Below are 23,023 nucleotides of genomic sequence, written 5' to 3'. Positions count from 1 at the left end.
GACCTCGGCGAAGCCGGAAGGGGATGTCAGATGGAGACCGCTGCTCGCTCGCGCGCCTGGCGCGCAATCCTTGTCGTCTGCGGACTGGTCCTGTTCGGATCGGCCGCCGAGCTTCGCGCCGGCACGCTGCTGTCGCCGGGCGCCGGCGCGCTCGTACGCAAGTCCGCCGAGCCGTTCGGCGTGTTCGCCTTCGCGATCTCGTCCGGCGGACTCCAGCAGAAATGGTCCGCGCTGAAATCCAGGCTCGACGACGACATGGTGCAGCTCGCGCTATGCGACGGCGACCGCGACAATTGCGCCTCGCCCGCAGCCCTCAAGCTGCTGGCCATCGTCGACCAGGCCCGTGCCCGCGACGGCCGCGCGCGGCTGGGCGAGACCAACCGCGCCATCAATCTCGCCATCCACCCCGCCAATGACGGCACCGACGACGTCTGGAGCTCGCCGCTTGCGACCTTCGCGCGCGGCGCCGGCGATTGCGAGGACTATGCCATCGCCAAGCTGGCCGCACTGCGGCTTGCGGGCGTCGCCACCGAGGACCTCCGCCTCGTCGTGGTGCGCGACGTCAGGGCCGGCGAAGAGCATGCGGTCGTGGCCGCAAAACTGGACGGCCACTGGCTGATGCTCGACAACCGCCGCATGGCGATGGTCGCGGACGATGCTGCGCGCACCTACCAGCCGCTGTTCGTGCTCTACCAGTCGGCCGTGATGAAATATGTCGACGAGCCGATGCGGCTGTCGATGGCGCCCGCCGAGGCGCACTGATCATCTTGTAGCCCGGATGGAGCGGAGCGAAATCCGGGGCCGCTGTCGCTGCACGAATCCCGGATTACGCTTACGCTCCATCCGGGCTACGGGGCACAAACCCATTCCACCGCGCGATCCGGGACGCTAGCATGGCCGCTTCTACGCGGGGGCGACTGGAATGCGGTTCATCTTGCTGATTTTGCTTGCGCTGCTGACGTTGCCGGCGGCGCCCGGCTTCGCGCAATCCAGCACCCCCGACCGCTCCGTCGCCGACCGGCTGCCGCTGTTCGCCAGGAACAACTGTCAGCAGATTCGCGATCCCGGCAATCAATTGTTCTGCGGTGACACCGAGCTCGCCGCCGCCGCCGCGAAGCTGAACACCGCGATCGAGGCGCGGCTCGCCCGCCTGCCCGATCGCCTGCCGGCGATCGAGGAGAATGCGATCTGGGGCCGCCAGCGCAATCTCGGTTGCGGCATCGTCGGCCAGACCGCGATCCGCGCCGACGATTTCGACCGCGTGAAGGCGTGCCTGCTCAAGGTGACCGAGGAGCGCGCCGCGATCCTGCGCGATCCCGATTTCGACTGCCTCGCCGCGAATACGGCGGCGGGCGCGCTGATCTGCGCGGACCCGTCGCTGGCGCTCGCCGAGACGGAGCTCAATGGCGAGGTGCTCGGCCTGATCGGCAAGCTCGACCCGACCGCGGCGCGCTTTGCCTTCGCCGAATACGGAAGGTGGACGCGAGAGCGCGATCGCAAGTGCAATCTCGTCGGCAAGGAGAACGTGCCGCTGCAGGAGCTCGAGCCTGCGGAGGATTGTCTCGCCGACTACCTCACGCGCAAGGCCGACGAGATCCGCGCTGCCAAGGGCGATCCGAAAAAGGTGTTCGGCCGGCAGGTCGCGGCTCACTCGCCCGACACCGATGCCGTCGATTTCTGCGCCGCGCGGATCCACGCGGCCAATTCCTGCGGCAATTTCCTGCGCATCAATCGCGTCTACGCCGTCGACAGCCAGGTGACCGACCAGGAGGCGCAGGTCACGGGCGAGATCGAGATGGTGGTGCTGGCGCCCTTCACCACCTGCAGCAAGGTCGCCTCCGGCTGCACCGGCACCTGCTGGGACCCCCGGACGGGTCTTCCGCAGCCGGGCGCCGGCACGAGGGAGCGCTCCGGCGAGGCCTTCAACGTCACGCGCCGGCTGAGGATCCAGCGAACCTTCGCCTTCGTCAAAGCCGCCGACGGCTGGCGCTGCCGGGAAGACGAGCTGGCGCCGGTGAACTCGGGGACGGCGGGCGGGGGATCGTAGGACTCTCTCCGCGCGCGCTTTCTTCCTTCTCCCCTTGTGGGCCTGTTGCGTAATTCGCCAGTTGTGATTCCCTAGGGCAAAGCCTTGAGGGGATGACGATGGCGGTTAAGCGGACGGGACAGCCGAGCTTTGTGGAAGCACTGATGCCGAAGGGGGCCGGCGCCAATGCAGCGCTGGATCGGCTGGCTGGCCTGGTCAAGTGGTACCGGTTCGAGAAGCTGATCGGCCATCTGCGGGATGAAGGGAGCCCCGGTCGTCCAGGCTATCCGGTGCTGGTGCTGTTTCGTGCGGTGCTGTTGCAGTCGCTCTATGGTCTTTCGGAACGCGAACTCGAGGAAGCGTTGGGCGACCGGTTGTCGTTCAAGCGCTTCGTCGGTTTGAGCCTCGAAGATGCGACGCCCGACCACACGGTTCTGAACCGCTTCCGGAACCAGCTCGTCGAACAAGGGCTGTTGGAGAAGCTGTTTGGCGAGCTGGATCGCCAGCTCGAGAATGCCGGGGTCATCCTCAAGCGCGGCACGATGCTGGATGCGACCTTGATCCAGGCGGTGTCAACCCCTCCGAAGCAGGATCGTCCCTCAAACGACCCAGATGCCCGGTTTACCAAGCGGCAGGGCAAGGGTGGTTCGACCTTCGGCTACAAGGCTCACATGGGTGTCGACGAGGGATCCGGCCTGATCCGCGCAGTCCTGACCACGCCCGCCAATGTCAACGACACAACGCCGGCCGACGAACTGATCCGTGGCGATGAAGCCGTGGTGTGGGCCGATGCAGCCTACGACACCCATGCCCGACGGGCTCGGCTGAAAGCGGAAGGCAAGAAGCCCCGCATCGCCCGTCGTCCCAACCGACATCACCCGGAGCTACCGCCTCGGCTCAAACGCTACAACCTCCTCATCGCGCGCCGACGAGCCCAGGTCGAGACCACCTTCGCCACTCTCAAACGCCGCATGCGGCTGACCTGCATCCGCTATGTCGGTCTCATGAAGGCAAGCGGGCAGGTCCTGCTTGCCTCCATCGCGTTCAACATGAGGCGCTGGGCCGCGCTCGCCGCCTGAGACGCCCGCCAAGGGCACCAAGTACAGATCTCGGCCTGACAATCGGCGTCAACACAGCCCTCTCTCCCTACGTCTCCTGCCTCAAAAGGCCGTAGCGCAACAGGCCCCTTGTGGGAGAAGGTGGCGTGAAGCGCCGGATGAGGGGTTCTCACCACGCAAGACCGTTCGTGAGGATAGAACCCCTCACCCGGCTCGCCACTTCGCGGCGATCCACCCTCTCCCACAAGGGGAGAGGGTGCAGCGTCACGCCGCCGAAACATCAAAACATCAGATTGTCCTTCACCAGAACCCAGCGGCCGTTCTTGACCTGCTGGACCTGTGTGATGGTGGTGGCGAGATGGTTGGTCTTCGAGAACACCGTCGGCGGCGAATTGAAGATGTCCTGGAACTTGTCGCCGGACTCCAGCGCGTCGAGCATCTTCTGGCCACTGAGATCCTTGCCAGCCTTGTTGGCATAATGCGCGAACGTCATCACCGCATTGTAGCCAATGATCGCCTGGGTGTTGGCGTCGGCGTTAAACATCTTCTTGTAGTTGACGAGCCAGTCCTTCACCTTTCCTTTCGCGGTGTCTTCATAGGGAATTTCGAAGTTCGAAGCAGCATACAAGCCTTCCACCACGTCCTTGCCGAGCGCCGGCACTTCGAGCACGTTAACGGGCGTGGCGCCGAGGAAGGTGACGTCCCATCCGAGCTTCTTCGCTTCGGTCATCGTGCCGATCGGCTCACGGAGCACCGCGCCGAGCACGACGAGGTCGCAACCGTCGGACTTCATCTTGGCGACCTGCGCCGAGAAGTCGGAGGCGCCGCGCTTGTAGCTCGTGATCGAGGCCGGCTGCACCTTCATGGCGGCGAGCTGCTGGTTAAAACCATCGAGCACGTTTTTTCCGTACTCGTCGTCCTGATGCATGATGCACGGTTTCTTGAAATTCTTTGCCTCAATCATGTATTTGAGCGCGGCGCGCGTGCTCTCGACATAGGGCAGGAGGTTGTTGAACTTCAGCCGCTCCTGCGGCTTGGCCGGATCGAACTTGAAGGTGAACTCGGCCGCCGTCAGCGGGAAGAGCTGGAGCACGCCGGCGTCGAGCAGGATATCCTGCGCGGCGAGCACGGTGGGCGATCCCATCGGCCCCACCATCGCAAAAATCTTGTCGCGCTCGATCAGCTTCTGCGAGGCCAGCACGGCTTTCTTCGGATCGTAGCCGCTGTCCTCGACCACCAGGCGGATCTTGCGGCCGTTGACGCCGCCGGCGGCGTTGACCTCCTCGACGGCCATCTTCATGCCGTTGGAGACGGGCACGCCCCAGCCCTTGATCGGACCCGACAGATCCTGATGGGTGCCGATGACGATCTCGGATGCCGAGATGCCTTCATTGGTGACCTTGGTTTGCGCGACGGCCGGCAGACAACCGAGCGCGATAGCGCCCATAGCAAGGCCGAACGCGTTGAACGATCTCGACATTGACGTCTCCTCTCCTTTGGGCCCGTATTGTGCGAAGGGCGGGGGCCGTCGCTCCTTCGCTTTCTCAAACGCGACTTTTCTTTTTTGCGCATGCCCCTTCACGGGAAACCGGTTCCCACTTTTCCGGGGCATGCGCGCGCGTCACGCCACCGCGCGCTCGCGATACATCGCGTCGATCTCGGCGGCGTAGCGCTTGTTCACGAAGCTGCGCTTCAGCTTCATGGTCGGCGTCAGCTCCTCGTCCTCCGGCGTGAGCTGGCGCTCGATCAGATAGAACCGCTTGATGGTCTCGACGCGGGCGAAATTGGCGTTGACGCCCTCGATCTCGCGCCAGATCAGGTCCTGGATCTCCGTCGCCCGGCACAGGCTGGCGTAATTGGTGAAGGGGATGTCGTGATCCTGCGCGAACTTCTCGACATTCTCCTGGTCGATCATCACGAGGCAGGTGAGATACGGCCGCTTGTCGCCGATCACCACGGCATCGGAGATGTAGGGCGAGAATTTGAGCTGGTTCTCGATCTCGGACGGGGTGATGTTCTTGCCGCCGGAGGTGATGATGATGTCCTTCATCCGGTCGGTGATGCGGACGAAACCCTCATTGTCGATGGTGCCGACGTCGCCGGTGTGCAGCCAGCCGCGCTGATCGATCGTCTCCGCGGTCTTCTCCGGCTGGTTGAGGTAACCCATGAACAGGAAGTCGCCCTTGATCAGGATCTCGCCGTCGGGCGACAGCGTGACCTCGCCCCAGGGCACGGCGGTGCCGACCGAGCCGAGCTTGATCCGGTCCGCCGGCATCATGGTGGCGACGCCGCAATTCTCGGTCTGGCCGTAGAGCTCGTGCATGTCGATGCCGAGTGCGAGATACCAGCGGATCAATTCCGGCGCGATGGGCGCTGCGCCCGTGAAGGCGATGCGGCAGCGGTCGAGCCCGATCATGCGGCGGATGTTGCGGAAGGCGAACTGGTAGGCAAATCGGTTGGCGATGCGCAGCGACAGCGGCGGCGCCTTGCCCTCGATCCGGCAGTCGACCATGCGATAGCCGATGTCGATGGCGCGACGGTAGACCCATTGCTGCAGCGGCGTCGCATCCTTCAGCGCGATGGTGATGGCGGAATAGAATTTTTCCCAGATCCTGGGTACCGCGAGGAAGACGGTCGGCTGCACTTCGCGCAGATTGTCCGGCACGGTCTCCGGGCTTTCGGCGAAGTTCATCACCGAGCCGAGCGCGACCGAGATGTAATAGCCGCCGATGCGCTCGGCGACATGGCAGAGCGGCAGGAAGATCAGCCGGTCCTCGTCCTCGCGCGCCGGGATGAAGTCGTTGGCGTGCCGCATCTGGTGCGTGACGCTGCGGTTGGCGTGCATCGCGCCCTTGGGCGGGCCTGTCGTGCCGGAGGTATAGACCAGCACCGCGAGATCGCCGGCGCTGCGGCTGTCGATCATCTCCTGCCACAGCGCTTCGCGGCCGACCATGTGGTTGCGCCCGAGCGCGCGGAACTCGTCGAACGACATCACCATGTCGTCGGAGAAGCCGCCGAGGCCCTCCATGTCGAACACGACGATCTTCTGCAGGGACAGGCAGCGCGCGCGGCAGGTGAGGATCTTGTCGAGCTGCTCCTCGTCCTCGGCGAAGATCACGCGGGTCGCGGAATCGTTGACGAGATACTCGACCTGGGACGACGAATCGGTCGGATAGATTCCGGAGGAGACGCCGCCGGCGCACAGGATGCCCATGTCGGCGTAGACCCATTCGGGCACGGCATTGGCGATGATGGAGGCGACCTCGCCGGGCATGAAGCCGATGGCGCGAAGCGCGTAGGTGATCTCCTTCGAGATCTCCAGCCATTCCCGCCAGCTGGTCGGCTGCCAGATGCCGAACTTCTTCTCGCGGATTGCCGGCCGGTCGCCCCGCATCTCCGCGGCAAGCAAAAAGCTCCTTGCGATCGTATCAGCGACCGTCAGCACCGCCGGTCGGGCCATGCGCGTCTCCTCCTTCGCCTTCCCCCTCCGCTGCCTGCCTTACCGGCGGTCTTTGTCTTGCGGATGGGCTCGTCCATCTAACGCCAAGTTTTCTTTTTCTTCCAGCGCCGTTCGCCTCGCGCGCCGGCTTCCTTGGCGCCAAGGTAAAACTCCTGGATGTCCTGGGAATGCATCAAGCGGTCGCAGTTGTCGTTCATGACGATGCGGCCGATCTCGAGCACATAGCCGTAATGCGCGGTCTCCAGCGCCACCTTGGCGTTCTGCTCGACCAGCAGGATCGACATGCCCTGCTCCTCGTTGACGCGCCGGATGATGGTGAAGATCTCTTTCACCAGCAGCGGCGACAGGCCGAGCGAGGGCTCGTCGAGCAAGAGCAGCGTCGGCCGGTTCATCAGCGCCCGGCCGATCGCGAGCATCTGCTGCTCGCCGCCGGAGAGCTGGCCGGCCGGCTGGTTGATGCGCTCCTTGAGCCGCGGGAAATAGCCGTAGACGCGCTCCATGTCCTCCGCGACGCCGTCGCGGTCCTTGCGCGGATAGGCGCCCATCATCAGGTTCTCGCGCACGGAGAGGAACGGGAACACCTCGCGCCCCTCCGGCACGTGGCTGAGGCCCAGCCGGACGATCCGGTCTGCCTCCATGCGCTGGATCGGCTTGCCCATGAACTCGATCGCGCCTTTCTGCGGATCGAGGATGCCGGAGATCGTCTTCAGCACCGTGGTCTTGCCGGCGCCGTTGGCCCCGAGCAGCGTGACGATGCGGCCGCGCGGCACCTCCAGCGAGATGCCGCGGATCGCCATGATCGGCCCGTAATAGCTCTCGACGTTGGAGAGTTTTAGGATGATGTCGGGCGAAACGGCTGCGTCCATCGCGTCAGGCTCCCAGATACGCGGCGACGACGTCGGGATGCTGCTGCACCTCGGCGGGCGAGCCCATCGCCAGCACGCGGCCGTAGTTCAGCGCGATGACGCGGTCGGAGACGCGGTTGACCAGCGACATGTCGTGCTCGACCATCAGCACGGTGACGCCGAGCTCGCTCTTCATGTCGCGGATCCAGAACGACATGTCGTCGGTCTCCTCGACATTGAGGCCGGAGGACGGCTCGTCGAGCAGGATCAGCTTCGGCTCCGAGCACAGCGCGCGCGCCAGCTCGATCACCTTGCGCACGCCGTAGGGCAGGCCCGAGATCAGCTTGTCGCGATAGGGTTCGAGGTCGAGGAGCTCGATGACCTGCTCGACCCGGCGGCGGTGCACCTTCTCGCTGGCCCGCACGCTCGGCAGGAACAGCAGCTCCTGCCAGAGCTGCGTGGTGGAATGGCGGTGGCGGCCAACCAGGAGGTTCGACAGCACGGTCGCATTCTCGAACAGCTCGATGTTCTGGAAGGTACGGGCGATGCCGAGCTTGGCGATGTCGTAGGGCGGCTGCTCGGTGATGTCCTGATCCTCGAAGAAGATGCGGCCCGAGGTCGGCCGGTAGATGCGCGAGATCAGGTTGAAGATCGAGCTCTTGCCGGCGCCGTTCGGCCCGATGATCGAGAGGATCTCGCCCTTCTCGACCGCAAACGACACCGCATCGACCGCCTTGAGCCCTCCGAAATGCAGCGACAGGTTCTCGGCGCGGAAATAGCTCATCGGTTGCGCTCCGACTTCACGTAGATCTTCTGCCGCTTGAAGGTGGCGCGCTTGTAGAGCGGGAACAGCTGGAAGAAGAGTTTTATCTTGAGCCAACGGCCGTAGAGCCCGAGCGGCTCGAACAGCACGAACAAGACAATGATGATGCCGTAGATCGCGCCCTTCAGGCCGTTGAGCGAGGCGAAGGCCGCGACCTTGGACTGGATATTGCCCGCCGTCGCCGTGCCGGCACCGAAGGTCGCGGCGATGCCGGCGATGATGCCGGGCATGTCGTCCTTCAGATAAGTGAGGAACGGATCGATCATCACGATGAAGATCGCGCCCAGCACGGCGCCGTGCAGGCTGAAGGTGCCGCCGATCAGGATCACGATGATGAACTCGATCGAAAGCTGGAGCGTGAACATCTCCGGCGAGATGAAGGAGAGCTTGTGCGCGAACAGCACGCCGGCAAAGCCGGTGATCGCGGCCGAGATCGCAAAGGACTTCACCTTGTAGAGCGCGACATTGACACCCATGCTGCGCGCTGCCGTCTCGCTGTCGCGGATCGCGACGAAGGCGCGCCCCGTCGGCGAGCGCAGCAGGTTGAGCGTGCCGACGATGGTCAGCACCAGCACGGCAAGGCAGAGATAATAGAAGGTCGGGCTGTCGCGCGGCACGGTGACGCCGAGCAGCGACAGCGTCTTGACCCGCATGCCCTCGTTGCCGTTGGTGACGCTCTCCCACCGCGCCAGGATCTCCTCGACGATCAGGGCAAAGGAGATGGTGGCGATGACGAGGTAGATGCCGGTGAGGCGCAGCGCGGGAAATCCGACCATCGCGCCGATGAGGCCGGTCAAGGCGCCGGCGGCCAGGAAGTAGACCGGAAACGGCACGTTGTATTTCTGCAAATACGCCGCAGTGTAGGCTCCGATAGCAAGAAACGCAGCATGACCGAGCGAGGCCTGCCCGGTGAAGCCGGTCAGGATCAGCAGCGCCACGCCGACGGTTGCATAGATGCAGACGAAGACGAGCTGGCTCATCAGATAGCTGGAAAGCAAATAGGGCGCGATCAGCAGCAGCGCGAGCAGAATGCCGTAGGAGACGAAATAGCCCGAATGCGGAAACAGCTTGATGTCGTCCTCGTAGTCGGTCTTGAACAGGAAGCGCATGCGTTCAGACCTTCTTGCGGACGTGAAGGCCGAACAGGCCTTCGGGCTTCAAGAGCAGCACGGTAAGCAGCACGATATAGGGCGCGACGTCCTTCCAGCCTTCGGCCAGATAGAACCCTGCCATGCTCTCGATCACGCCGATCAGGACGCCGCCGACCACGGCACCCGGGATCGAGCCGAAGCCGCCGAGCACCGCGGCCGGAAAGGCCTTGAGACCGAGCACGAGACCGACATTGGAATGGATGAAGGTGATCGGCGCCAGCAGCACGCCGGCGCAGGTCGCCACCGCCGCGCTGATCGCCCAGACGATCGACACCACCCGCTTGACCGGAATGCCCATGTAATAGGCCGCGAGCATGTTCTCGGAGCTGGCGCGCATTGCGGTGCCGAGCGTGGTCTTGTTGAAGAACAGATAGAGCAGCGTGCACAGGATCATCGTCGCCGCGATCACCGACAACTTGTCGTAGGCGAGCACCAGCGACCCGATCCGCAGCACGCCCTGGCTGAACGGCGTCTCGATCTTCAGATCGTCGGTGCCCCAGATCATGCCGGCGATCGAGCGCAGGAAATAGCCGAGGCCGATCGTGGCCATGATGATGGAGAATTGCGGATAGCCGAGGATCGGCCGCACCACCACGCGCTCGGCCAGCATGCCGAACAGCGCCATGGCGGCCACCGCACCGGCAAAGCCGATCCAGTAGTTCAGGCCCATCATGCCGATGAAGGTGAAGGCGAAGAAGCCGCCCAGCATCATCAGATCGCCCTGGGCGAAATTGACGACCTCGGTGGCCTTGTAGACGAGCACGAAGCCGAGCGCGATCAGGCCGTAGACGCAGCCGAGCGCAACACCGCTGACCAGCTGCTGAACGAAATCCAGCATCGCCGCGCTTCCTCCCGATGCAACCGGCGGATCTTTCGGCCGCCTCGCCGCATCTTGTGTCCAGTCGCTACGCAGTCGTATCGCTGCGTTAGCTCCATTTGTCCCGGCGCCAATTCAGCCTGAACGCCCGCGCGCTGTCAACAAACGGTGACTTGTTAAGGTGACTTGCCTTTAGTCCAATCCGGATGACGGAATTTGTCGGCCGTAGATTCACGGTGCCGAAACATCTTCAAGTCAAGGTCGCGCGCGATGCAAAACCGGATGGTATGGCCGTCATGAAGCGGGACAACTCGGCGCTGGAAGTCCGAGGGTTAACGAAGCGTTTTGACCGTTTGGCGGTCGACAGCCTCGATCTCACCATTCACGCCGGGGAATTCTACGCCCTGGTCGGCCCCAACGGGGCCGGCAAGACCACCACTTTGCGCATGGTTGCCGGCCTGCTCAGGCCCGATGCCGGCGCGGTCTCGATCTTCGGCATCGATGCGCTCCAAAACCCCGTCGCCGCCAAGCAGGTGATGGCGTGGGTCTCGGACGAGCCCATGATCTATGACAAGCTGACCCCGCTCGAATATCTCGAATTCGTCGCCGGGCTCTGGGGCATCGCACCGTCGATCTCGGAACCGGTCGCCGAGGAGCTGCTCAGCTCGCTCGGGCTCGAGCCGCACCGGTACGAGCGCTGCGAGGGCTTTTCCAAGGGCATGCGCCAGAAGGTGGCGTTGGCCGGCGCACTGGTGCACGATCCCCGTCTCATCATTCTCGACGAGCCGCTGACGGGGCTGGATGCCGTCTCCGCCCGCCATGTGAAAGGCCTGCTCGGCGAGCGCGTCCGCGCCGGCTGCACCGTCATCATGACCACGCACATCCTCGAGGTCGCCGAACGCATGGCCGACCGCATCGGCGTGATCGCCTCGGGGCGTCTCGTCGCCGAAGGCACGCTCGGCGAGCTGCGCCAACAGAACGGCCACGCCGACACCAGCCTGGAAGACCTCTTCATCGCGCTGGTGACGCTGCAGGAAGCAGCATGAGCTCGGCGACCGCATTGTCCTGGTTCGCCCGGCACGAGCTGCGGCTCGCCTGGCGCGAATGGTTCGCCATGATGACCGGCGGAAGGCGCACGCGGGCGCGCGCCGCAATGATCGGCCTGCTGTTCTTTGCGGCACTGCTGCACGTGCCGGCCTGGGCGGTGATCGGCCGCTTCGCCGATCTGCAGCTGCCGCTCGACAAATCCTCGCTGATCGTGATCACGGCGACGATCTTTCTCGCCTGGACCTTGATGCTGTCGCAGGCGATCGAGTCGGTGACGCGGGTGTTCTACGCCCGCGCCGATCTCGACCTGATCATGTCCTCGCCCGCGACACTGGCCAATCTGTTCTCGGTCCGCATCGCCGCGATCGCGCTCACCGTCACCGCGATGGCGCTGCTGTTCTCGACGCCTTTCATCGACGTTCTCGTGATCGGCGGCGGCCCGCGCTGGCTCGCGGCGTTCGGCGTCGTCATCGCCATGGGCCTGTCGGCCGCGGCGATCGCGATCGCCGTCACCATCCTGTTGTTCCGCCTGATCGGCCCGGCGCGGACGCGCCTCGTGGCGCAGATCCTCGCCGCCATCATCGGCGCCGGCTTCGTGATCGCGCTTCAGGTCGCCGCGATCATGTCCTATGGCACGCTGTCACGCTTCACCATCCTGACCTCCGGCAGCATGGCCGCCCACGCCCCCGAGATCGACAGCATCTGGTGGTGGCCGGCGCGCGCGACGATGGGCGACAACGAGGCGCTGCTGCTGCTTCTCGCGCTCGCGCTCGTGCTGCTCGGAAGCGTCATGGCGATCTTCTCGGGCCGCTTCGCCGACACCGCGATCGACGCCGCCGCTTACGGCAGGTCCGGCCGCCGCAACGCGAAGCAGCGCGCGTTCCGCGGCGGATCGCGGCAACAGGCGCTGCGGCGCAAGGAATTCTCGCTGCTCTGGCGCGACCCCTGGCTGATCTCGCAGACCCTGATGCAGCTGCTCTATCTGGTGCCCCCGGCACTGCTGCTCTGGCGCAATTTTGCCGAGAGCTCGGCGGCGCTGACACTGATCACGCCCGTGATCGTGATGGCGGCAGGACAGCTCGCCGGCGGGCTCGCCTGGCTGACGATCTCAGGCGAGGACGCGCCTGACCTCGTCGCAACAGCGCCGCTGACGCCGTCGAGCGTCATCCGCGCCAAGATCGAGGTGGTGCTGATCGCGATCGCCGCCATCTTCTGCCCGCTGGTGGCAGCGTTGGCCTTCGCCGCGCCGTTCCAGGCCGCGGTGAGTGCCGGAGCGATCATCGTCAGCGCGGCGTCCGCGACCGCGATCCAGCTCTGGTTCCGCGTCCAGGCCCGGCGCAGCCAGTTTCGCCGCCGCCAGACCTCGTCGCGGCTTGCGACCTTTGCCGAAGCCTTCTCCTCGATAGGCTGGGCGGCGAGCGCCGCGCTGCTGCTGGCCCTGCCGCTGGCCGGCCTGATCAGCGGATTGATCACAGCGGGCCTTGTCGCCATCACCTGGAAGTTCAGCCCAAGGCGCAACTAGAAGGCGGGAGTGCGGTCGCCCGCGAGGGCACTGCCGCGTCACGTGTCGAAGGCCGGTTGTGCGCTGCGTACCGCGCCGGCCTTCCGCCGATCCGTCAGGCGCCTGACCCAGTTGCGCCCTGGCTCTTCCACGAAGCGATATGTTGCGACCGACAGCAGCACGGTCAGCAGCAGCATCGCAATTTGCAGGAGATCACCCAGCCAGAGCGATCCGCTCACGGAGACCACTTTCGTCGGTTCGTGGCCCGCGCTCAACGCATAGGAGACGAACAGCTCCGTGTGGCTGAGACGCTCGATGACCATGAGGATCGCCCGCACAACGGCCCTGACGAGCGGATGCAGCATATAGATCGAATAGGTCAGCGTCCCGATCAGGAGCATGGATGGCACAGTCAGCCGACGGCTGACCGCCCCGGCCTCGCGCGCGAACACCAGAACGACCAGCGAGAACACCAGCGGCGAGGCCACCTGAAGGATGACGCTGCTTCCGGCGACCGAAACATAGAACACGACGAGCATGAAGCTCCCCGCCTCGAGCCATGTCTCGACGGACGGCGCCAGGCGTCTGCGCAACACTGGGAAGCGCTCTCGCAAATCGAAGCAGACAACGCCGAGTGCGAAGCCATAGAGGCAGCGCACGATGCCGTAGTCATAGGTCGCGTTCATCCCGTCGGGGCTGATGGTGGCGAGCACGACCGGGCCGGCAACGATCGGGAGCAGCCAGGGCCAGACCCCCGTCCCGATCCGGCCTACAACGGCGGCGAAGATCACGTAGGCGGCGAATTCGGCGCTGATGCTCCAGCTCGCGAAGTTCAGCCAGTTCTGCGGATTGACGCCGAGGCCCTGCAAAAGAAGAACGTTGGTGACGACGGCCTGCAGCAGGTTCGGGCCGATGCCGTCCTTTGCGGCGTCAATGGGAATGAACAGCAGCAACGTCACGAGATGCAGCGGATAGATCCGCCCAAGCCGCAGGGCGATGAAGCGGCCCGCGCCAAAACCCTCGGCGAGCCGCGACCGGTAATTCGACGCGATGACGAAGCCGCTCAGGACGAAGAAGAAATCGACGAACAAATAGCCATGTCTGGTGAGCGGCATGAAGGACAGATGGCTGATCACGTCGAAGTGAAACAGCGCGACCATGCAGGCACAAATGCCACGCCAGCTGTCGAGCGCATGATATCGGGTGATGGTTTCAGCCGAGGCCATCGAAAACGGGTAGGCGAGGCCACGCGCCGGAACAAGCAGAGGTTGACTGCATACTTAATGCAGAATGCGGTCGCGGCATCGGCATGACGCCGGAACGATTCGAAGCTAAACTGACCGGATCGAGTGGATGGCGGGCAGACTGGTGATGTCTCGACTATTGCTGACGGCTTTGGCGTTCTTCGGATGGCTGCTGGCACCCGCCCTCGCCCAGCAGCCCCAGCGCAGCGAATGCCTGGCGATGGCCAATGCCGCGCCGCGGATCATGCCGGTCGCCTTCAGGCAGGCGGCGGCGGCCGCCGAAGTCCAGATCACCTATGCCGGCCATTCCACCTATTTCATCGACACGCCCGGCGGCTTGCGCATCGCCACCGACTATAGCGGCGCGTATCAGGTGGGGCGGCTGCCTGACGTCGTCACCATGAACCGGGCGCACAGCACGCACTACTCTTTATTTCCGGACAAGCGCATTCCCCATGTGCTGCATGGCTGGGGCGAGGACGGCAAGCCAGCGATCGTCTCCGAGCGCATCGGTGACACCTTCATCCGCAACGTCACCACCGACATCCGCCGCTATTTCGGCGACGATGCAGGCACCGACATGATCCGCGACGGCAACTCGATCTTCATCTTCGAGGTCGCCGGCCTCTGCATCGGCCATCTCGGCCACCTCCACCACAAGCTCGACGACAGCCATTTCGCCCAGATCGGGCGGCTCGACATCGTGATGGTGCCGATCGACGGCACCTACACCATGTCGCTCGACGGCATCTCCGAGATCACCAAGCGGCTGCGTGCTTCCGTGGTGCTGCCGATGCACCGCTTCGCCACCCCGCTCGACGACTTCATGCGCCGGATCGGCCAGCAGTTCGAGATCGACCGGCGCATCGACCGCTCGTTCCGAATGTCGCGGGACGCCCTGCCGTCGGCGCCGACGGTGATCATCCTCGACGGCGTCTGACGCGCGAAGCAGGAACGCATCAACCTTCTCCGACTTGGTTGCTTCGAGATCGTCTTCGATCGGAGCAATCATGAGCAGAAGGTTCCTGGTCATCGGCGCGTTCGCCGCCATCTATCTGCTATGGGGTTCCACCTACTTCGCCATCACATTGGGCCTGAAATCGATCCCGCCGTTTCTGCTGATGGCGCTGCGCTCGTTCTGTGGCGGCATCGTTCTGCTGGCGATCAGCGGCCGGCAGGTCGCGAACGTGTCGTTGCAGGCGTGGGCGGCGGCGTGCCTGTGCGGGCTGCTGTTCTTTGTCGGCTGCCACGGCGTGCTCGCCTTCGCGCAGCAATCGGTTCCCTCGGGCGTGGCAGCCATCGTGCTCGCCACGATCCCGTTCTGGATCCTGCTGATCGATACCTTGTTCCCCGGCGATCAGCGGCCGAGGCCCCTTGCCCTGCTCGCGCTGGTGCCGGGTTTCTTCGGCGTCGGACTCGTGGCCTGGCAAAATGTGGAGCAGGCCGGCATCAGCATTCTTCCCGTCGTCTGGCTGTTGCTTGCGGCCTTGTCATGGTCCGCCGGAACCGTCCTGTCCCGACACACGTCAGGCGAGACGTCCGCCGTCCTGCTGTCGGGCATGCAGCTGTCGATCGGCGGTATCGTCCTGTTCGCGATCAGCTGGCTGACGGGCGAGGTCGAGAACTTCAGGCCGGGCGACGTCTCGCCGACTTCGCTTGCAGCGGTGCTTTGGCTAATCATCGCTGGCAGCGTGGTCGGATTCGTCGCCTACAACTGGCTGTTGGAGAACGTCTCGACCTCGCTGGTATCGACCTATACGTTCGTCAACCCGGTGATCGCAGTGATGCTCGGAACCGTCGTGCTCGGCGAGCCGTTCTCGCGCATGATGCTGCTGGGCGCGAGCTTCGTCATTGTCTCCGTCATCGTCATTTGGTGGGCGGAACGCTCTGGGAGCAGGCGGACGAACGCGAGGAGCGACAGGAGCATGGCGCGTCTGTCCCCGCGCAAGACCTGACGATCGCCGACGGCAATTTTCTCCAAGTCCTCGACGGTCCGACCGTGCTGGTCTCGCCATGACAGGAGATTGCCATGACCGACTTTGCGCGACTGTTACACGCCGATGGACCGAACCCGGAGCACGCCGCTGCGCTCCAGCTTTACGGCCGCTTCGTCGGCGACTGGGATGCCGAGATCACGGCCCATGGCCCTGATGGAACCAAACACGTCGCGCCCGGCGAAATTCATTTCGGCTGGATTCTGGAGGGCCGCGCAGTGCAGGACGTCTGGATCATTCCCCGCCCCGTCGGCAGCGCGGCTTTTCCGATCGCCGGCAATTGGTACGGCACGACGCTGCGGGTCTACGACCCCTCCATATCCGCGTGGCGGATTTCCTGGTTCGATCCCGGCCGCAGCGTGTTCCGCCAGCAGATCGGTCGTCCGCGCGGCAACGACATCGTGCAGGAAGGCACGACCGACGCAGGCGAGAAGACGCGCTGGAGCTTTACCGAGATCACTGACGATTCCTTCCACTGGCTCGGCGAGGTCAAGCCTGCGACCGCAACCGATTGGCGGCTTGTGGTCGACGTGAAGGCGAAACGGCGCAGGGCTTAAGGCCAAATGGATATTGATTGAATCGATCGGGCCGCGAACTTGCTGCAACCTCTCCCGCTTGCGGGGAGGTCGCGCCGAAGGCGCGGGTGGGGGCTCTCTCCACACTGGGAATCTCTCTGCGGAGACACCCCCACCCGGCCCTCCCCGCAAGCGGGAGAGGGAGCGCACCTCCTCCGCTGCAGCTATGGTGTTCTGAGCAAAGCGCGCTGCTGCATGCAGGGACGAGCTGCTAGGCTCCCGCCACAACAATACAAAGGGAGCGAACGCCGATGACCGCTAGCGGTGTACCCGCCAACACGAGCGGGCTATTCGTCGAGCCGCGCGAGGAGTGGCTCGCGCTGCATCACGAAGAGATCATCGACCCCTTGCGGCCGATCGTCGATCCGCACCACCACCTCTGGAATCGCGGGCACCGCTATCTGATCGAGGAGATGGCCGCCGACATCGCCTCCGGCCACAACGTCATCGCCACGGTCTATGTCGACTGCCGCTCGATGTATCGCGCACATGGGCCCGAGGCGTTCCGCCCCGTCGGCGAAGTCGAGTTCGCCAACGGCGTCGCGGCGATGAGTGCGAGCGGTGGTTACGGCAGGGCCGCGATCTGCGCCGGCATCGTCAGCCACGCCAACCTGCTGCTGGGTGACGCCGCAAAACCGGTGCTGGAAGCCGAGATCGCCGCCGGCAACGGCCGCTTCCGCGGCATCCGGCATTCCTCGGCGTGGGACGAAGACCCCGTCGTCGCCGGCATGTACGCCAACCGGCCGAGGGGCTTGTTGCAGGACCCGGCCTTCCGCAAGGGCTTTGCCTGCCTTGCCCCGCTGAACCTCAGCTTCGATGCCTGGCTGTTTCATCCGCAGATCGGCGAGCTGACCGAGCTGGCGCGCGCCTTCCCCGACACCAGGATCGTGCTCGACCATTGCGGCGGGCCGGCCGGCATCGGCCGCTTTGCCGGACGGCGCGAGGAGGTGCTTCCGCAATGGCGCGCATCGATCCGAGAGATCGCGACATGCGAGAACGTGGTGGTGAAGCTAGGCGGGCTCGCAATGTGCCTGCTGGGCTACGACTTCCATCTGCGTGAGAAGCCGCCGTCGTCCGAGGAACTCGCCGCGGCATGGCGGCCCTATGTCGAGACCTGCATCGAGGCGTTCGGCGTGAAGCGCGCTATGTTCGAGAGCAACTTTCCGCCGGACAAGGGCCAGTGCAGCTACCAGGTGATCTTCAATGCCTTCAAGCGCATCGCCGAACCCTTGAGCGAGGCCGAGAAGACGGCACTGTTCTCGCGAACCGCGACCGAATTCTACCGGCTCGATCTGCCATCGTGACGAGAAGAGGGGCCGGGATGTTGATCCCGACCCCTCTTCGTCGTGGCCGCTGGGAAGCGTCCTTGAAAGCGTTATCGGATGACTAAAGCGCGATGGGATCAGGATGAATGGCCATCGCGCTTTAGGTTATTGTTTGAGCATGATCTTTTCGGAAAACCGCTGCACACTTTTCCGGATCATGCTCTAGCCGGCGCCCATCAACGAGGCCGGACGGCGCTCGCCGCTGAAGGCGAGCATCTTCTTGAGCTTGTTGACGACACGGATCAGGAAACCGATCATCACCGGATTGGTCTTGCGGCAGAAGGCGATCTTCCTGACGTGGCCTTCGACATGCCATTTCGCGTGCGCGCCGTCGCGGAAGAAGATGACGTCGCCGGGGCCGTAGCGCTTCGGCGGCATGCCGTCGCTCTCGAGCACGATCGATCCTTCCATGATCATGATCGTCTCATCGATATCGTAGTACCAATTGAAGCGCCCTTCGGTGCAGGCCCAGATGATCGTCTGGGCGGTGCCGTCGGCGCTGGTCGACAGCACGCGCGAGCGCGACACCGGATTGCCTTCGATGATCCAGGACGGCTCGATCGGCCGCAGCTCGAGCTCCACATTGCTACTACCGATTTCAATCAATGCGCGCGACATCTACTTCCCCAGGAAATATGAATATGTATGGCCGGGTCTCGGGCCCGGATTGTTTCGAAAGATTTTGGAACGCTAGTAGCCGGTTTTTAATTCTTTCTTACGCAGGCCCCGACAATCAGCTGCAAGTTGCAGCTGCGAGACGGTTAACGTCAGAATTTCCCTGCGAATCCGCGCAGATGAACCCAACTTTTCCGGGGTGCGACAAAGTGCGCGAAGTATCAGGAAGGAGCCACGCGATGCGCCTCAGCCCGGAGGTTCTGACAGCCAAAGGCGACGTGGTCGCCCGGATCGGCGACTTCGATATTTCCCTTAAGCCGGACGAAGAGCCCTGGTTCACCATCGACGGCATCGAAAGCCCGCGGCAGATCGGCAGTGACGGCGCCGGCGGCGCGTTCGTGCTGCTGCCGTCGCAGAATGTGCTCTACGTGTCATCCGAGGGCCGCGCGGGAATCATCGCGGAGAGCTTCGAGGCGTTGGTCCAGCTCGTCGTCGCCCGCCCCTACTGGCTCGACATCCTGAAATTTTCGGCCGGCGGCGACCTCCTGGAGATGCGGCGCGCGGCGGATGCGCTGGAGGCGACACTGGACGACGAGGACGAGATCAACGAGGCCCGCGAGGACATCCGCAAGGGTCTCGACCTGCCTAAAGTGGACGATCCGGTCGGCGCGCTCTACGAGGCGGTGGCTGCCTCCGACGCCATCGTGCGGGCCACCGACGGCAGCCCGTTCACGACGCTGTTCAACCGTTTCAGTATCGACAACCACCCGATGCTGCGCAACGCGGCGGCGTGAGACGGGGACGTGCTCGGCCTGCATGGTTCGAGACGCGCCGTAAGGCGGCGCTCCTCACCATGAGGGTCTAATATCTCGCTCGCCGCGAAACGAGACCTCATCCTGAGGAGCCCGCCAGCGGCGGGCGTCTCGAAGGATGGCCGCAAGACGCTCTACTTCGCCCACTCGCCCTTGCGGAACACCGGGACCTTGCTGCCGTCGGCCAGAATGCCGTCGATATCGGTCTCGGCCGAGCCGATCATCCAGTCGATATGGATCAGGCTCTGGTTGCCGCCCTGCGCGGCGATCTGCTGCGGCGTGAGCTGGGCGCCGTTGACGAAGCACTTGGAGTAGCACTGGCCGAGCGCGATGTGCGAGGCGGCGTTCTCGTCGAACAGCGTGTTGTAGAACAACAATCCACTCTGCGAGATCGGCGAGGAATGCGGCACCAGCGCGACTTCGCCGAGCCGGCGCGCGCCCTCGTCGGTGTCGAGCACCTTGTTGAGCACCTCAGCGCCGCGCGAGGCCTTGGCGTCGACGATCCTGCCGTCCTCGAAGCGCACCGCGATGTTGTCGATCAGCGTGCCCTGGTAGGACAGCGGCTTCGAGCTCACGACATGGCCGTAGACGCGGCGGCAATGCGGCGTGGTGAAGACCTCTTCGGTCGGAATGTTGGCATTGCAGCTGATGCCGTTCTTGGACAGCGAGGCGCCGCCTTCCCATTCATGGCCGTCGGCGAGCCCGATGGTGAGGTCGACGCCCGGCCCCGAATATTGCAGCGCGCGAAAACGCTGGCCGTTGAGCCAGTTGGTGCGCTCGCGCAGCACCGCGTTGTGGCTCGCCCAATTGCCCATGGCGTCCTCGCGGTCGACGCGGGACGCGGCGAAGATCGCATCCGCGAGCTTGCCGACGGCGACGTCCTCGGTATCACCGGGGAAGACCTGCCTGGCCCAGGACGGGCTCGGATAGGCAATGATGTTCCAGTTGGTGTCGAAATTGACGATCTTTTCCAGCGCCGGCTGATAGGCCATCGAATTGGCCTTGCTGGCGCGTGCGACCTTGGAAGGATCCTCGCCCGACAGCAGCATCGGATTGTCGCCGACGATGGCAAGCCGCGCGGTGTTGTCGGAGAATGCCTTGGCCATGCCCTCGTAGAGCCAGCTCGCGGCGCGATCGAAGCTGTTGTCGTGACCGTGGCGGTAGCGCGCCAGCGTCATCTCCTCGTCCGACAGGATCGGCGTGACGATGCCGGCGCCGGCCTTGTAGGCGTGCACGGCGATCCGCCGCACCAGCGGCAGCGCGATCGCCGGCGCCGTCAGCAGCAGATCCTGTCCCGGCCGCAAGCCCAGGCCCACCTTCACCGCCACCTCGGCCAGCCGGTCGAGTTTCGCGGGATCGATGGGAGTGGCGGTGATGCGTTGATCGGTCATGCCGGGTCCTCTGCCGAAAGTCTCTCGTTCAATCTAAGTCTAGCATCGCGAGACACAAGTATGCGAGCGCCTTGCGACAGATGAAAGATACGCAGTTTCACGCATCTTGGTTTTCAACGTGTTGAAGATTTCAGCACCCGATCGACCATGGCAGGCGCAAGCCCGAGGTAATTTTTCGGTGAGGTGAGCGCCTCGATTGTGGCACGGTCGATGCGGCGCGATATCCGTGAATCTGCGGATAGCGCGTCGGCGAGGCTGATTCCCTTGTCGTTGGCCTCGCGGCAGGCGTCATAGACCACGTCATGCGCCTCCTGCCGCCCGATTTGCGGCGCGAGGCCCATCATGACCGCTTCGGCCACAATCAGGCCGCGGCTGACGGCGAGATTGTCGTTCATCTTCCTTTCGTCCACGATGAGGCCTGCGAGCGCGAACTTGGCCTGGTGCAGCGCGCCGGCGGTCAGCACGAAGCTTTCCGGGATCGCCATCCATTCGGCGTGCCAGGGACCGGTGGCGCGCTCGAAATCCTGCACCATCGCGTCCAGCATCAGGCCGGCGTGCTGGCGCACCGCCTTGGACGCCGCAAGCATCAGCTCCGAAGAGATCGGGTTGCGCTTCTGCGGCATGGTCGAGGAGGCGCCGCGGCCCTTGACGAAGGGCTCGTAGACCTCGGCGAACTCGGTCGAGGCCATGATCATGATGTCGAGCGCGATCTTGCCGAGCGAGCCGGTGACGAGCGCCAGGAAATTGACGGCCTCGGCAAAGCCGTCGCGCGCGACGTGCCAGGTCGAGGCGGGAATGTCGAGCTTCAGCTCGGCGCAGAGCGCCTCCTGCACCGCAAAACCCTTGTCGCCGAGCGAGGCCAGCGTGCCGGCGGCGCCGGCGAACTGCCCGACCAGGACGCGCGGCTTCAGTTGGGCGAGACGCTCGGCGTGGCGGTCGAACATCGCGAGCCAGATCGCGGTCTTGTAGCCGAAGGTGACCGGCAGCGCCTGCTGCAGATGGGTGCGGCCCGCCATCGGCGTGTCGCGATAGCGCTTCGAGAGGTCTGCGAGGATCTTGCGCAGCTCCGCGATGTCGCGCTCGACGATCTCGAGCGCGGCGCGCAGTTGCAGCACCACGGCGGTGTCCATGATGTCCTGCGTAGTCGCGCCCCAATGCACGTAGCGCCCGGCCTCGCCGCACTGTTTCACCATCTGATGCACCAGGGGAAGGATCGGATAGCCGACGATGTCGGTCTCCTGCCTGAGCAGGTCGAAGTCCAGCGCCGCGACGTTGGTCCTCGCCGCGATCTGATCGGCAGCATCCCGCGGGATCACGCCGCATGCCGCCTCCGCCTTCGCCAGCGCCACCTCGACTTCGGCATAACGGCCGACCAGCGCGACGTCGGAAAATACCTCGCGCATCTCGGGCGTGCCGAAGGCGTCGCGGAACAACATGGAATCGAGCACAGTGGTCGAGGCGTGAAAAGCGGGCATGGGCGTTTCTTCGTGGCTCTCGTTTTGTCTGTGGGTAGCTTACGCGGGTCGTAGTGTTCGGCAATGGACATTCGCAGTTCGTCACACGTTCTCGGCTTCACCTGAGCGGAATGCGGTGCGACGCCGGAGCTACGTCGCGCGCTGTCCCGGCCCCGTCATTGCGAGGAGCTCTTGCAACGAAACAATCCAGACTGCCTCCGTGGAAAGATTCTGGATTGCTTCGCTGCGCTCGCAATGACGGCGGCGCGAGTCACCTTCCTGTCAAAACTTTAATTCAGCGCGCTTGCCCAGTTGCACTATCACTCGTCATGCGGCGGCTCTCGCGCCGCCTGACGAGGAGACCTCAATGTTGAAATCGTTTCGCTTCGTTGCTGGAGCTTGTCTGCTTGCAGGCCTGTCGACGGCGACACTGACGAGCGCGTCGGCGGCGCCGATCGGGCAACCGCTGGCGATGACGCACGCGGACCAGGGGCAGGTCGAACAGGTGCGCTGGTATGGCCGTCGCGGCTGGGGTTGGGGCGGCGGCGCGTTCGTCGGCGGCCTCGCGGCCGGCGCGATCATCGGCGGCGCGGTGGCCGCACCCCAATATTACGGCTCACCTTATTATTATGAGCCGGGCTATCCGCCCCCGCCCGCCGCCTATGGACCGCCGCCGGAAGGCGACGTGCAGTACTGCATGCAGCGCTACAAATCCTACAATCCGAGCACCGGGACCTATCTCGGCAATGACGGAAGGCACCATCCCTGCCCGTAATGATTCTGATCTCGTAGTCTCGTAGCCCGACAATCTGGCCGGAACGGCCGGATTGTCATTTCAGGCTGTATTCCTCCTCGAAAATCGCATGGCTGCCATCACGCGATCGT

21 protein-coding genes are annotated in these 23,023 nt (G+C 64.4%); 11 read left to right on the top strand and 10 right to left on the bottom strand.

Annotated elements, in window-relative coordinates:
• Positions 1-30: 30 nt before the first annotated feature.
• The 3 genes from QA649_RS05890 (at position 31) to QA649_RS05880 (ending at position 3,105) form a co-directional block, all read left to right on the top strand.
• Positions 31-762 (top strand): transglutaminase-like cysteine peptidase, encoded by a 732-nt coding sequence (locus tag QA649_RS05890; protein ID WP_283023361.1) that lies wholly within the window; start codon positions 31-33, stop codon positions 760-762.
• Between the two features lie 160 nt (positions 763-922).
• Positions 923-2,047: a hypothetical protein gene (locus QA649_RS05885; protein ID WP_283023359.1), complete on the top strand. Its 1,125-nt coding sequence runs from the start codon at positions 923-925 to the stop codon at positions 2,045-2,047.
• 92 nt (positions 2,048-2,139) lie between these two features.
• The gene (locus tag QA649_RS05880) at positions 2,140-3,105 is read left to right on the top strand and encodes an IS5 family transposase (RefSeq protein WP_283020138.1); all 966 of its coding nucleotides are present in this window, start codon (positions 2,140-2,142) and stop codon (positions 3,103-3,105) included.
• Positions 3,106-3,364: 259 nt separating this feature from the next.
• Here QA649_RS05880 and QA649_RS05875 read toward each other — a convergent pair whose 3' ends face one another.
• The 6 genes from QA649_RS05875 to QA649_RS05850 form a co-directional block, all read right to left on the bottom strand.
• A complete protein-coding gene (locus tag QA649_RS05875; protein WP_283023358.1) occupies positions 3,365-4,564 on the bottom strand; it encodes an ABC transporter substrate-binding protein in 1,200 nt (399 codons plus the stop codon).
• Between the two features lie 141 nt (positions 4,565-4,705).
• A complete protein-coding gene (locus tag QA649_RS05870) occupies positions 4,706-6,544 on the bottom strand; it encodes an AMP-dependent synthetase/ligase (RefSeq protein WP_283023357.1) in 1,839 nt (612 codons plus the stop codon).
• Positions 6,545-6,621: 77 nt separating this feature from the next.
• Positions 6,622-7,410, bottom strand: a complete 789-nt coding sequence (locus tag QA649_RS05865; RefSeq protein ID WP_283023356.1) for an ABC transporter ATP-binding protein — start codon at positions 7,408-7,410, stop codon at positions 6,622-6,624.
• A gap of 4 nt (positions 7,411-7,414) precedes the next feature.
• The gene (locus tag QA649_RS05860; protein WP_018643391.1) at positions 7,415-8,173 is read right to left on the bottom strand and encodes an ABC transporter ATP-binding protein; all 759 of its coding nucleotides are present in this window, start codon (positions 8,171-8,173) and stop codon (positions 7,415-7,417) included.
• The gene (locus tag QA649_RS05855) at positions 8,170-9,321 is read right to left on the bottom strand and encodes a branched-chain amino acid ABC transporter permease (RefSeq protein WP_283023355.1); all 1,152 of its coding nucleotides are present in this window, start codon (positions 9,319-9,321) and stop codon (positions 8,170-8,172) included. The genes QA649_RS05860 and QA649_RS05855 overlap by 4 nt, the downstream gene beginning before the upstream one ends.
• A 4-nt stretch (positions 9,322-9,325) precedes the next feature.
• The gene (locus QA649_RS05850) at positions 9,326-10,201 is read right to left on the bottom strand and encodes a branched-chain amino acid ABC transporter permease (protein ID WP_260387773.1); all 876 of its coding nucleotides are present in this window, start codon (positions 10,199-10,201) and stop codon (positions 9,326-9,328) included.
• A gap of 275 nt (positions 10,202-10,476) precedes the next feature.
• Here QA649_RS05850 and QA649_RS05845 point away from each other — a divergent pair, with 275 nt between their 5' ends.
• Positions 10,477-11,226 (top strand): ABC transporter ATP-binding protein, encoded by a 750-nt coding sequence (locus tag QA649_RS05845; RefSeq protein WP_283023354.1) that lies wholly within the window; start codon positions 10,477-10,479, stop codon positions 11,224-11,226.
• On the top strand, positions 11,223-12,749 hold the full coding sequence (locus tag QA649_RS05840) for a permease (protein ID WP_283023353.1): 1,527 nt from the start codon (positions 11,223-11,225) through the stop codon (positions 12,747-12,749). Before QA649_RS05845 ends, QA649_RS05840 begins: the two co-directional genes overlap by 4 nt.
• Before the next feature lie 38 nt (positions 12,750-12,787).
• Here QA649_RS05840 and QA649_RS05835 read toward each other — a convergent pair whose 3' ends face one another.
• On the bottom strand, positions 12,788-13,954 hold the full coding sequence (locus QA649_RS05835) for an acyltransferase (protein WP_283023352.1): 1,167 nt from the start codon (positions 13,952-13,954) through the stop codon (positions 12,788-12,790).
• A gap of 145 nt (positions 13,955-14,099) precedes the next feature.
• On the opposite strand from QA649_RS05835, the gene QA649_RS05830 reads away from it, so the two are divergent.
• The 4 genes from QA649_RS05830 to QA649_RS05815 all read left to right on the top strand — a co-directional run bounded on the left by QA649_RS05830 (position 14,100) and on the right by QA649_RS05815 (position 17,845).
• Entirely contained in the window at positions 14,100-14,912 is an 813-nt protein-coding gene (locus QA649_RS05830; RefSeq protein WP_283025974.1) for an MBL fold metallo-hydrolase, read from the top strand.
• Between the two features lie 70 nt (positions 14,913-14,982).
• Positions 14,983-15,927, top strand: a complete 945-nt coding sequence (locus tag QA649_RS05825) for an EamA family transporter (protein ID WP_283023351.1) — start codon at positions 14,983-14,985, stop codon at positions 15,925-15,927.
• A 74-nt stretch (positions 15,928-16,001) separates the two neighbouring features.
• The gene (locus tag QA649_RS05820) at positions 16,002-16,523 is read left to right on the top strand and encodes a hypothetical protein (RefSeq protein WP_283023350.1); all 522 of its coding nucleotides are present in this window, start codon (positions 16,002-16,004) and stop codon (positions 16,521-16,523) included.
• A gap of 269 nt (positions 16,524-16,792) precedes the next feature.
• Entirely contained in the window at positions 16,793-17,845 is a 1,053-nt protein-coding gene (locus QA649_RS05815) for an amidohydrolase family protein (RefSeq protein ID WP_283023349.1), read from the top strand.
• Between the two features lie 183 nt (positions 17,846-18,028).
• Here QA649_RS05815 and QA649_RS05810 read toward each other — a convergent pair whose 3' ends face one another.
• Complete coding sequence (locus QA649_RS05810) at positions 18,029-18,484, bottom strand: cupin domain-containing protein (RefSeq protein ID WP_283023348.1); 456 nt, start codon at positions 18,482-18,484, stop codon at positions 18,029-18,031.
• Between the two features lie 236 nt (positions 18,485-18,720).
• Here QA649_RS05810 and QA649_RS05805 point away from each other — a divergent pair, with 236 nt between their 5' ends.
• On the top strand, positions 18,721-19,275 hold the full coding sequence (locus QA649_RS05805) for a hypothetical protein (protein WP_283023347.1): 555 nt from the start codon (positions 18,721-18,723) through the stop codon (positions 19,273-19,275).
• 152 nt (positions 19,276-19,427) lie between these two features.
• Here the strand turns inward: QA649_RS05805 and QA649_RS05800 are convergent, their stop codons facing one another.
• Both QA649_RS05800 and pcaB read right to left on the bottom strand, forming a co-directional pair.
• Positions 19,428-20,684 carry an aminopeptidase gene (locus tag QA649_RS05800; protein WP_283023346.1) on the bottom strand — a complete coding sequence of 419 codons (1,257 nt, stop codon included), beginning with the start codon at positions 20,682-20,684 and terminating at the stop codon, positions 19,428-19,430.
• 113 nt (positions 20,685-20,797) lie between these two features.
• Positions 20,798-22,159, bottom strand: coding sequence for a 3-carboxy-cis,cis-muconate cycloisomerase (gene pcaB / locus QA649_RS05795; protein WP_283023345.1), 1,362 nt, complete (start codon positions 22,157-22,159; stop codon positions 20,798-20,800).
• Positions 22,160-22,505: 346 nt separating this feature from the next.
• Between pcaB and QA649_RS05790 the strand changes: the two genes are divergently transcribed.
• Positions 22,506-22,913, top strand: a complete 408-nt coding sequence (locus QA649_RS05790) for a BA14K family protein (RefSeq protein WP_283023344.1) — start codon at positions 22,506-22,508, stop codon at positions 22,911-22,913.
• Positions 22,914-23,023 lie beyond the last annotated feature (110 nt).

It is taken from the genome of Bradyrhizobium sp. CB1717, from assembly GCF_029714325.1.
GTDB lineage: Bacteria > Pseudomonadota > Alphaproteobacteria > Rhizobiales > Xanthobacteraceae > Bradyrhizobium.
Note: the sequence above shows the minus strand (reverse complement) of the source record. Positions and strands in the feature narration are given on the sequence as shown.